This is a genomic window from Nocardioides sp. (assembly GCF_036401255.1).
In the GTDB taxonomy this organism is placed as follows: Bacteria; Actinomycetota; Actinomycetes; order Propionibacteriales; family Nocardioidaceae; genus Nocardioides.
The window spans coordinates 1-10,888 of sequence record NZ_DASWVI010000089.1; the positions used below are offsets into that span (position 1 = coordinate 1).

Annotated in this window: 8 protein-coding genes and 1 tRNA gene; 4 read left to right on the plus strand and 5 right to left on the minus strand. The window is 72.7% G+C overall.

The genetic code is table 11. The features are described 5' to 3' along the window. Window positions 1–144: 144 nt before the first annotated feature. Window positions 145–363, plus strand: coding sequence for a DUF5703 family protein (locus VGD85_RS04155; RefSeq protein WP_331062186.1), 219 nt, complete (start codon window positions 145–147; stop codon window positions 361–363). A gap of 182 nt (window positions 364–545) precedes the next feature. Beyond that, entirely contained in the window at window positions 546–1,700 is a 1,155-nt protein-coding gene (locus VGD85_RS04160) for a GDSL-type esterase/lipase family protein (RefSeq protein WP_331062187.1), read from the plus strand. Window positions 1,701–1,705: 5 nt separating this feature from the next. On the opposite strand, the gene VGD85_RS04165 is transcribed toward VGD85_RS04160, so the two are convergent. After that, window positions 1,706–3,052 (minus strand): M20/M25/M40 family metallo-hydrolase, encoded by a 1,347-nt coding sequence (locus tag VGD85_RS04165; protein WP_331062188.1) that lies wholly within the window; start codon window positions 3,050–3,052, stop codon window positions 1,706–1,708. A 79-nt stretch (window positions 3,053–3,131) separates the two neighbouring features. Here VGD85_RS04165 and VGD85_RS04170 point away from each other — a divergent pair. Beyond that, window positions 3,132–3,217: transfer RNA gene (locus VGD85_RS04170), tRNA-Leu, on the plus strand. An 82-nt stretch (window positions 3,218–3,299) separates the two neighbouring features. Here VGD85_RS04170 and VGD85_RS04175 read toward each other — a convergent pair. The 3 genes from VGD85_RS04175 to VGD85_RS04185 form a co-directional block, all read right to left on the minus strand. Next, a complete protein-coding gene (locus VGD85_RS04175) occupies window positions 3,300–5,129 on the minus strand; it encodes a long-chain fatty acid--CoA ligase (protein WP_331062189.1) in 1,830 nt (609 codons plus the stop codon). Window positions 5,130–5,182: 53 nt separating this feature from the next. Further along, on the minus strand, window positions 5,183–5,785 hold the full coding sequence (locus tag VGD85_RS04180; RefSeq protein ID WP_331062190.1) for a GNAT family N-acetyltransferase: 603 nt from the start codon (window positions 5,783–5,785) through the stop codon (window positions 5,183–5,185). A gap of 67 nt (window positions 5,786–5,852) precedes the next feature. Further along, on the minus strand, window positions 5,853–7,559 hold the full coding sequence (locus VGD85_RS04185) for a long-chain-fatty-acid--CoA ligase (protein ID WP_331062191.1): 1,707 nt from the start codon (window positions 7,557–7,559) through the stop codon (window positions 5,853–5,855). A 171-nt stretch (window positions 7,560–7,730) separates the two neighbouring features. Between VGD85_RS04185 and VGD85_RS04190 the strand changes: the two genes are divergently transcribed. Continuing rightward, window positions 7,731–9,446 carry a CHAP domain-containing protein gene (locus tag VGD85_RS04190; RefSeq protein WP_331062192.1) on the plus strand — a complete coding sequence of 572 codons (1,716 nt, stop codon included), beginning with the start codon at window positions 7,731–7,733 and terminating at the stop codon, window positions 9,444–9,446. 28 nt (window positions 9,447–9,474) lie between these two features. Here VGD85_RS04190 and VGD85_RS04195 read toward each other — a convergent pair. Next, window positions 9,475–10,888, minus strand: a 1,414-nt coding sequence (locus VGD85_RS04195) for an LCP family protein (protein WP_331062193.1), incomplete at its 5' end; no start/stop codon positions are given.

Genomic DNA, 10,888 nt, shown 5'->3' on the forward strand with positions numbered 1-10,888 from the left:
TCACCGCCCCGGTCGTCGGCGCGCGCACGGCCGCCCAGCTGCGCGGCGCGCTCGGCGTCGAGGAGCTCAGCCTGCCCTCCGAGATCACCGACGCCCTGGACGACGTCTCCGCAGATTGACCCCGCCGATGCCGAAGGAGACCCCATGAGCCGTGCGTTGCGCCGACCGCCCGCCCGCGGGGTGGAGTGGGAGTTCGACAAGGTGACGTTCTCCCGGGAGTTCTCCCGCAACGTGGTCACCAAGCTGCTCGTCGAACGCGCCGAGCACGGCGGCTGGGAGCTCGACCGGGTCCGGATCACCGCCGACGGCACCCGCCGGGTCGTCCTGCGCCGCAAGATCATCCGGGCCGTCCGGACCGCCTGAGGCGCCACGCCGGCCCGGGCTCGCCGTGGCTCCCGGGGTGTTGCCGTTTGGTCACCAACCGCAGTTGGGAGCGCTCCCGGATTGTCGTTGGTGACCAAACCGCAGGCGCCGACGGCCAGCGGGACGCCGACCTGCGGGGGACCCTTTTGCGGACGACGCCCACCGGTTGACACCCTGCTGCCATGAGACCGGCGCGGGTCGCGACCCCGATCACGGCCGCGCTCGTGCGCGGGGCCAGCGAGCTGGAGCCGACCGAGCACGGGCTGCGGCCGCACCGGCTGCCGGCCTGGGCGCGGGCGCAGTGCGCGGACGCCCAGCTCGCGATGGCGGAGGCGCAGCCCTCCGGCGTCCGGGTGGCGTTCCGCACCGAGGCGACGACGATCGAGCTCGACGTCCTCGCGACGAAGATGACGTACGCCGGCCTCGACGGCCGCCCGGACGGCGTCTACGACCTCGTCGTCGACGGGCGGCTCGCGGGCCGGGCGATCGCCCCGGGTGGCCACCTGCTCACCGTCGAGCTCGCGACCGGCGCCGCGACGCTCGAGCAGGGAGTCGTCGGCACGGTGGCGTTCGAGGGCCTGGCGCCGGGGCCGAAGGACGTCGAGGTCTGGCTGCCCTACTCGGAGATCACCGAGCTGGTCGGGCTCCGTACGGACGCGCCCGTCGAGCCGCTGCCGGACCGCGGCCGCCGGGTCTGGGTCCACCACGGCAGCTCGATCAGCCACGGGTCCAGCGCCGCGAGCCCCTCGACCACCTGGCCGGCGCTGGCGGCCGCCGCGAGCGGGGTGGAGCTGGTCAACCTCGGGCTGGCCGGCAGCGCGCTGCTCGACCCGTTCACGGCGCGCACCATGCGCGAGGCGCCGGCGGACCTGCTGAGCGTCAAGATCGGCATCAACCTGGTCAACCTCGACCTGATGCGGCAACGCGCGTTCGGCCCGGCCGTGCACGGCTTCCTGGACACCATCCGCGAGGGCCACCCGGACGCCCCTCTGCTCGTGGTCTCCCCGATCTGGTGTCCCATGCACGAGGACACGCCGGGCCCGAGCGCCCCGGACCTCTCCGACGGCGTCCGGTTCGTCGCCCTCGGCGACCCCGCGGACCGCGCGACCGGCAAGCTCACGCTCGGCGTGATCCGCGAGGAGCTCGCCCGCATCGTGCGCGAGCGGGCGCGGCAGGACCCGCACCTGCACTACCTCGATGGCCGGGCGCTCTACGGCGCGGCCGACCACGACGACCTGCCGCTCCCCGACCACCTGCATCCCGACGCGGCCAGCCACCGGCTGATCGGCGAGCGGTTCGGCCGGCTGGTGTTCGGGCCGGGCGGCGCGTTCGGCTGAGGGGCTCAGGCCTCGTCGAGGAACCGGTCGAGCACGCGCGCGCCGAACTCCAGGGCGTCGACGGGCACCCGCTCGTCGACCCCATGGAACAGCGCGGTGAAGTCCAGGTCCCCGGGCAGCCGCAGCGGGACGAAGCCGTAGGAGCGCAGCCCGAGCCGGCGGAAGTGCTTGGCGTCGGTGCCGGCACTCAGCAGGTACGGCGCCACGATCGCGCCCTCGTCCTCGGCCAGCAGCGAGCGGGTCATCGCGTCGACGAGGTCGCCGTCGTACGGCGTCTCCCACGGCTGCTGGTGGCTGACGTGCTCGATGTCGACGCCCTCGCCGACCAGCTCGGCGAGCGTCGCGAAGAACTCGTCCTCGAACCCGGGCAGGAACCGGCCGTCGACGTGGGCGGTGGCCTCCGTCGGCACGACGTTGACCTTGTAGCCGGCGCTGAGCATCGTCGGGCTGGCCGTGTTGCGGATGACCGCGCCGAGCATCCGCGCCGCGTCGCCGAACTCCTCGACCAGCGCGGGCGCGTTCTCCGGCGTCGCCTCGGTGCCGGCGAGATCGGCCACGGCGGCCAGCAGGGTGCGCATCGTCGGCGTGAGGCGCACCGGCCACTCGTGCGCCCCGATCCGGGCCACGGCCGCGGTGAGCCGGCTCACGGCGTTGTCGGGGTTGATCATCGACCCGTGGCCGGCCCGGCCGCGCGCCGTCAGCCGCATCCAGGCCATGCCCTTCTCGGCGGCCTCGATCAGGTACATCCGGCGGCCGCGCACCGTGGCGCTGAATCCGCCGACCTCCCCGACCGCCTCGGTGCAGCCCTCGAGCTCCTCGGCCTGCTCGTCGACGAGCACCTGGGCGCCCCGGTGGCCGCCCGCCTCCTCGTCGGCGGTGAAGCACAGCGTGATCGGCCGCTCCGGCACCCGGCCGGCGCGCTGCCGGGCCCGCACCACGGAGAGCAGCATCGCGTCGAAGTCCTTCATGTCGACCGCGCCCCGGCCCCAGACGTAGCCGTCGCGGACCTCGCCGGAGAACGGGTCGACGGCCCAGTCCTCGGCGGCGGCCGGTACGACGTCGAGGTGGCCGTGCAGCAAGAGCCCGCCGCGGTCGGTGGCGGACCCTCCCCACCGGGCGAGCACGTTGGTGCGGCCGGGGTGGGACTCGTGCAGCCGCGCCTCGATGCCGACCTCGTCGAGCAGTGCGGCGACGTACTCGGCGGCCTTGCGCTCCCCGGGACCGTCCTGGTCGCCGTAGTTCGAGGTGTCGATCCGGATCAGCTCACGGCACACCTCGACGACCTCGGCGGCCGGGTCGGGGGCAGCGTCCTGACCGGCCGGCGAGGGGTCGGTGCGCGGGTCGTGAGGCATGGCCCCAGCATGTCATCCGGGGGTGGTGGTGCCGATGCGAGGATCGGCCGATCCCTTTGCTACAGTTCCACCCGCACTCGTCCGGGTGGCGGAATTGGCAGACGCGCTAGCTTGAGGTGCTAGTGCCCGTATTAGGGCGTGGGGGTTCAAGTCCCCCCTCGGACACCGATCGAGATCCCCATCCCGTTCCGGCGGGGTGGGGATCTCGTCGTTCGGCCCCTTCGCCGCGCACTCAGCCGACGTCCGCTCAGCCGACGTACATCGAGTCGAGCAGCTCGGCGTACGCCGTCTCGACGACCCGACGGCGCACCTTCATGCTCGGCGTGAGCTCACCGGTGTCGACGCTGAGGTCGTGGTCGAGGATCCGGAACTTCTTGATCGTCTCCCACCGGTTCAGCCGGGCGTTGAGCTGCTCGACGCAGGCCTGCACGTAGTCGTGGACCTGAGTGCTTCCCGCGAGCGCGGCGTAGTCGGTGCTCGGCAGCCCCTGCGCTCTGCCCCACTGGAGCAGGGCGTCGGGATCGAGGGCGATCAACGCCGTGGCGTAGCTGCGACCGTCCGCGTGCACGATCATCTGGCTGGCGAGCGGGCAGACGGCCTTGAAGATGATCTCGATGGCCTGCGGTGCGATGTACTTCCCACCGGAGGTCTTGATCAGGTCCTTCTTGCGGTCGGTGATCCGCAGGCGGCCGTGGGCATCGAGCTCGCCGACGTCACCGGTCGCGAACCAGCCGTCGTCGCTGAGCACCTCGGCGGTGGCTTCGGGCAGGTGGTGGTAGCCGCGCATGACGCCCGGTCCGCGGACGAGGATCTCGCCGTCGGCGGCGATCCGGACCTCGGTGTCGGCGAGCGGCCTGCCGACGTAGCCGAAGACGGGGTCGTGCGGCAGCACCAGGCACGTCCCGGCGCTGGTCTCGGTCAGGCCGTAACCCTCGAGCACCAGCAGGCCTGCGGCGTGGAACCAGCGTGCGACGTCGGGCGAGAGCGCGGCGCTGCCGGACACCAGGAACCGGATCCGGCCACCGAGCCGCTGGCGGATCTTGCTGAGCACCAGTCGGTCGGCCACGGCGTGCTGGGCCGACAGCAGCCGGGACGGCCGGCCCCCGGCCGCCCGGCTGCGGGCGACCTGGTCACCGACCCGGAAGGCCCAGCCGAACAGGACCGCCTTCACGCCCCCGTCCTCCTCGACCGTCTGCACGACCTTGCCGTGGACCTTCTCGAAGATCCGCGGCGGGCCGGCCATGAAGGTCGGCCGGACCACAGCGAGGTTGTCGACGATCCGTTCCAGGCGCCCGTCGATCGCGGTCGGGAAGCCGATCTGGAGCTGGACGGCCTCGAGCATCTTGCCGAAGGAGTGGGACAGCGGCAGCCAGAGGAACTGCAGGTCCTCGGGCGAGAGGATGTCGAGCCGGTCGGCGGCCGCCCCGATGTAGGTCCAGCAGCGGTGCGGAAGCTCGACGCCCTTGGGCTGACCGGTCGTGCCCGAGGTGTAGATCAGGGTCGCCAGGTGCTCGGGACCGATGGCCGCCACGACCCGGTCGACCGCAGCAGGGTCCTCCACGAGCCGCCGCGCGCCGAGCGCGACCAGGTCGGGGAGGCTCAGCACCCACCCACCGTCGGCGTGGCCGTCGAACGTGACGACCCGCACCAGGTCCGGCAGCCGGTCACGGCAGGCCCGCAGCTTGGCGATCTGGGTGTCGTCCTCGGCGAACACCACGCGCGAGCCGCTGTCCGAGAGGATGAACGCCACGTCGTCGGCGTTGGTGGTCGGGTAGACGGTGGTCGTCGCCGCACCCGCACACATGATGGCCAGGTCGGCCTCCAGCCACTCGACGCGGGTGCCGCTGAGGATCGCGACCCGCTCCTCCGGGCGGATGCCGAGCGCCAGCAGCCCGGCGGCCAGCGTCCGGACTGTCTGGTCGGCCTCCCGCCACGTGAGCGATCTCCAACGGTCCCCGTCCGGGTAGCGGAACGCCTCCAGATCGGGAGTCGCCGCGACTCGGTCGTAGAACATCCGAGCCAGCGATGCCGCCTGCCCCGGTCGCGTGTCGTCGTACGTGGGGATCGTCGAGTCCACGGATGTCACCCTCTTCCGGACAGCACCACGTTCGTCGCGCCCCCTCCCACCCGCTAGAGGATTTCGTCCCCCGCTGCGGACGGATGCTCCGGGTCGGTTCCTGCGGCCGCCACGACGTCCGACTCGGGGTCGTCCGGCCCGTGGTCGGGCAGCTCGACGACGACGTCGAGACGGTTCGGACCCGCCGGTTCGGCGACCGTGGGCCCCAGGCGCCGCAGCATCGCGAGCGACGCCGCGTTGTCGGCGGTCACGGTCGTGACCAGCCGCGTGACCCCGGCCGGCCGGCGGCGCATCAGCTCGCCGAGCAGCGCGGTCGCCACGCCGCGCCGCTGGAACTCGTCGATGACGGTCACCGCGACGTCCGCGGCGTCGCGCTCGTCGGAGTAGCGGATCATCCGCGCGACCCCGGCCGGGACGCCGTTGCCCGCCGCGTCGACGACGACGAGCGCGAGCGCGACATGGTCGACGCCGTCGATCTCGTCGACGAGGTGGTCGAGCATCGTCTCGGTCAGGTGCGGCACCGCGGCGAGGAACCGGTGGAACCGGGTCTCCTCCGAGAGCTTCTCGAAGCCCTCGCGCACCGCCTCCCGGTCCCCGGGCAGCAGGTCCCAGATCAGCGCCCGACTGCCGTCGCTGAGCCGTGCCTCCGCGAACACCGCCGCCACCTCCCTGCGTCCACGGTACGGGAGATCGACTGCCCCCGACGCCGGTTTGCGAGCGCCGTCACGTGGCCGGCGAGGAGCCCGCCAGGCGCGCGAGCAGCTCGTCTCGCACCTGGCGTCGCAGCACCTTGCCGATCATCGACACCGGCAGCGCGTCGACGGCGTACACCCGACGCGGGACCTTGTACGCCGCGACGTGCTCGCGGCAGCCCGACCGGATCGCGTCCTCGTCGAGCTCGTGGCCGGCCGCGAGCACGACGACTGCCACCACCTCCTCGTCGCCGTGCTCGGACGCAAGCCCGACGACGGCGGCGTCCACGATCCCCGGGAGCTCGCGCAGCGCGTGCTCGACCTCGCTCGGGTAGACGTTGAACCCCCCAGTGATGATGAGCTCCTTGATCCGGTCCACGATCGTGAAGAAGCCGTCCTCGGACATGACGACGACATCGCCGGTGCGGATCCAGCCGTCCGCGAGGACCACCTCCGCCGTCTCGGCCGGTCGCTCCCAGTAGCCCGCGAACACCTGCGGGCCGCGCAGCAGCAGCTCGCCCTCGTGGCCGGTCGGGACGTCCTGCGAGGGATCGTGCCGGTCGACGACGCGCACCTCGGTCGAGGGGAACGGCACCCCGATCGAGCCGATGCGCCGGGAGTCGCCCGCGGGGTTGCCGAGCGCGACCGGGGAGGTCTCGGTCATGCCGTAGCCCTCGACGAGGAGACCACCGGCGACCGACTCCCACAGCGCGGCCACGTCCGGGGGCAGGGACATCGCCCCGGAGATCGCGTAGCGGATCGACGACAGGGCCACGCCCCGGTCGCGGGCGGCGACGGCGAGGCGCTCGTAGACGGGGGGTACGGCGGGCAGGAACGTCGCCGGGCGGCGTGACATCGTCTCGAGCACCTGGTCGACGTCGAAGCGCGGCATCAGCACCAGCGTCGCGCCGATGCTCATCGAGAACGTCAGGCACAGCGTGAGCCCGTAGGCGTGGAACAGCGGCAGCACGGCGTAGACCACCTCGCCGCCGTCGACGAGCCCGGGCATCCAGGCCCGGCCCTGGGCGGCGTTCGCGCGCAGGTTGCGGTGCGTGAGCACGGCGGCCTTGGGGCGCCCGGTCGTGCCACCCGTGTACTGCAGGAGGGCGACGTCGGCGCTCGTGGGACGCGGATGGGCCGGGTCGATCGCCGGGTGTCGCAGCAGCTTCTCCCAGCGCGGGATGCCGGGCGCGGGACCGGTCATCGCGGCGCGGGTCGCGGCCGCACGGGCCACCGGGAGGCGCAGGGCCAGGCGCTTGAGCCGCGGCAGGGCGGCCGGGAGGCTGACGGCCAGCACCGTGCGGGCGCCGAGGGGTTCGACGATCCGCCGGACCATCGGCGCGACCTTGTCCCAGGCGACCACGACCGTCGGGCGGTGGTCGCCCAGCTGGAAGGTCATCTCCTCCTCGGTGTAGAGCGGGTTGTGCTCCACGACCACCGCACCGAGCCGCAGCGCCGCGTAGAACGCGACGACGTGCTGGGGGCAGTTCGGCAGGACCAGGGCGACCCGGTCGCCCGCGATGACGCCGAGGCGGCGCAGTCCCTCCGCGGCGCGCGCCACCTGGTCGGCGAGCTCGGCGTAGCTGGTGGTGGCGCCGAAGAAGTCCAGGGCGGTGTGGTCGGCGAACCGCTCGGCGGACGCCTCGAGGAGGTCGACGAGCGACTCCTCGGGCACCTCGATGTCCAGGGGGACACCGGGTGCGTAGCTGCTCGCCCAGGGGCGTTCGTCGGGTTGCATCAGGCCTCGTTTCTCGTCGGGAGCAGCCTAGTGCGGCCCCGGCGGCGGCTCGGCGGCTACGCCCTGGCAGAATTACACCTCTGTAGTTTTAACCCAGGGCAGCGGCGTGTCTGCTTGACTTTTTCGTCACTTCGTTCCCATCAGGGCTCAATTGTCCCTAGACTCCCAACCGTGACGCCGCGGCCCCGCCTGCTCGCGCCCCTGACCACCGCGCTGCTGACGGTGCTGGTCACGGGGCTGCTCGCGCTCGCCCCGACCACCGCGGCGACCGCCGCCGGCGCGGGCAGCGCACCGGCTCCAGGCAAGGCCGGTGCCCTCCACGGGGGCAGGGACGGCAGGGACGGCGGCGAGCCGTCGGCGGTGTTCAAGCGCAGCGCCTACCTGTGCATGGGCTACCAGGCCTGCCGCGACGCGGGCATGGGCAACGCGGGCTACGCCGCCAACAACAAGACGATGTACTGGCGGATGTACGCCGGCCACAACTGCACCAACTACGCGGCCTACCGGATGGTCAAGAGCGGCCTGCCCAACGAGCGCCCCTGGTCGGGCGGGGGCAACGCGACGTACTGGGGCTCCTCGATGCCCCGGATCACCGACGGCACCCCGCGCGTCGGCGCCGTGGCGTGGTGGCGGGCCAACACCGGGCCGGCCGGGTCCGCGGGCCACGTGGCCTACGTGGAACGCGTGGTGTCGGCCGACGAGATCGTCGTCTCCCAGGACAGCTGGAACGGCGACTTCTCCTGGGCGGTCGTCACCCGCAGCAGCGGCAACTGGCCGAGCGGGTTCGTGCACTTCAACGACAAGTCCCTGGTCAACGCCGCGGCGCCCGTGATCACCGGCACCGCCAAGGTCGGGGCGGTCCTCTCCGCGACCCCGGGCACCTGGCGTCCGTCGTCCGTCGACGTCGCCTACCAGTGGTTCGCCGACGGCCAGCCGATCGCCGGCGCCGACGCCGCGACCCTGAAGCTGACCCGCGCCCGGCTGGACCAGCAGGTCACCGTGAAGACCACGGCCTCCCAGCTCGGCTATCCGACCGCGTCGGCGACCTCCGCGGCGACCGAACCGGTGCAGCCGGGCCAGCTGCGCAACCTCCAGGCGCCCGGCATCACCGGCGAGGCGAAGGTCGACGCCACCCTCACCCTCTCCCCCGGCACCTGGAACCCCGAGCCGACGTTGACCTTCCAGTGGTTCGCGGACGGCCAGCCGATCGCCGACGCCACGGGCACCACGCTGCGTCTGGGCCCGGAGCTCGTCGGCCGCACGATCGACGCACAGGTGACGGCCAACCGTGCGGGCTACACGGCGGTGACGGCCTCCGCGGCGCCGACCGTCCCGGTCGCTCCCGGCACGTTCACCATCGGCACGGCCCCCGCCCTGCAGGGCGAGGCCCGCCTCGGCGAGACCCTGACCGTCGACCCGGGCACGTTCGCGCCGGCCGACTCCAGCGTCCAGGTGTCGATCCAGTGGCTGCGCGACGGCCAGCCCGTCCTGAACGCGACCGGCACGACGTACCAGCTCACCAACCTCGACCTCGGCGCGCGGCTCTCCGCCCAGGTGACGCTCTCGCGGACCGGCTACACCAGCACCACCCTCGAGACGCCCCGGTCGGCCCGGGTGAAGACCGATCCACGGCTCCGCCTCGACGTGGAGCGCCTCCGCCACCGCATCAAGGTGACGATCGACGTGACAGCCCCGGGCGTCAGCGAGGTCACTGGACCGGTCGTGGTGCGCGTCGCCGGGGTGAGCCGGGAGCTCACGCTGCGCCATGGCACCGCGAGGGTCTCGCTGCGTGACCTGGCGCCCGGGTGGCACACGATGACGGTGCGCTACGCCGGCAGCGATGCGGTCAGCCGGGCGGTCGCCACCCGCAAGGTGCGCGCCGGCTGACTGCGCCCCGGTCGACGCGGCGGACGGCTCAGCCCTCCGGGTGGTAGCCGCACGCGTCGTCGGTCTTCACCGGCGTGCCGGCATCCTCCTTCGCGCCGCCGCCGGACCGGGGGGCGAGTGCCTTGGCGACCACCGACTGCATCCAGGCATAGTCGGGGTCGCCCGAGAAGAACTCGTCGGAGCGGACGAACGCCATGGACCGGATCTTCTTGTCCTTGACCTTCAGCGCGAGGTCGACGAACGCGGGCATCAGCTTGCGGGGCACGTCCGTGCGGAGGATCTCCTCGCCGGCCTTGGCGAGGTCCTGGTAGCGGGTCAGGACGTTGAGCGGGTCGGCCTCGTCGATGATCGCGCTCACCATGCACCGTTGGCGCAGCATCCGGTCGTAGTCGTCGGACCCCCACCGGCCGCGGGAGTACCACAGCGCGTGGAAGCCGTCGAGGTGCTGGTCGGGGCCCGGCTGCAGGTACCCGGTCGGCGGGATGTTGAGGTCGGTGTTGCCGTTGATGGCGATCGGCTCGTTGATGTTGACGGTCACGCCACCGATCGCGTCGACCAGCTGCTGGAAGCCCAGCAGGTTGATCAGCACGTAGTAGTCGACGTGCGTGCCGAGGCTGCCGGCGACCGCCTGCTTGACCGCGTCGGCGCCCTCGTTCTCTGAGTCGCCGAGGATGTGCGGGTAGAGCGCCGGCACCTGACCGTAGACCGCGTTCAGCATCCAGTTGCCCGGGTCGCCCTCGCCACGGAAACCCTCGGGAAAGACGTCGTGCAACGGGCTGTCCGCCGGGAACTGCGCGTTCATCATGTTGCGCGGCAGGCTGAACATCACCGACTTGCCGGTGTGGGTGTCCATGCTGAGCAGGATCACGGTGTCGGTGCGGATGCCCGTGCGACCGATGCCGCCGTCGCCGCCGAGCAGCAGCACGTTGACCCGGTCGCGGCCCGCCCACGGGTCCGCCTCGGTCGCCCCCTCCGGGGTGGTCTGGGTCCGCTCGTCGTCGAACACGGTGGCGACGAAGTGGGCCTGGGTCATCGCGATCCGGACCGTCTGGAACGCCGGCAGCGCGACCAGCACGCACAACAGGAACACCACGAGCGCCCCGAGGCCGCCCTCGAGCCGGCTCATCCCGCGGGGCCGTGCCATCGCGTACGTCGTGACCACCACGAACGCCCACCCCAAGAACGCGACCGCGACCACGACCGCGGCCACGCGGAGCCGGGCGGGGTCGAACGCGAAGTCCAGCAGCCGGTCCAGGTCGCGCGCGTACAGGCCGAGGAGGGCCAGCCCGGCGAGGAACGGCAGCAGCACGGCGTACCCCAGGCGACGCCGCGTCCACAGATAGCCGGTGCCGGGCAGAGCCGCGCCGAGGACCGTCACGCCGAGCGCGCCGGCCAGGGTGCGGGTGCGCCTGAACGGCCGCCGGCGGCGGGGTGCCCGGTGG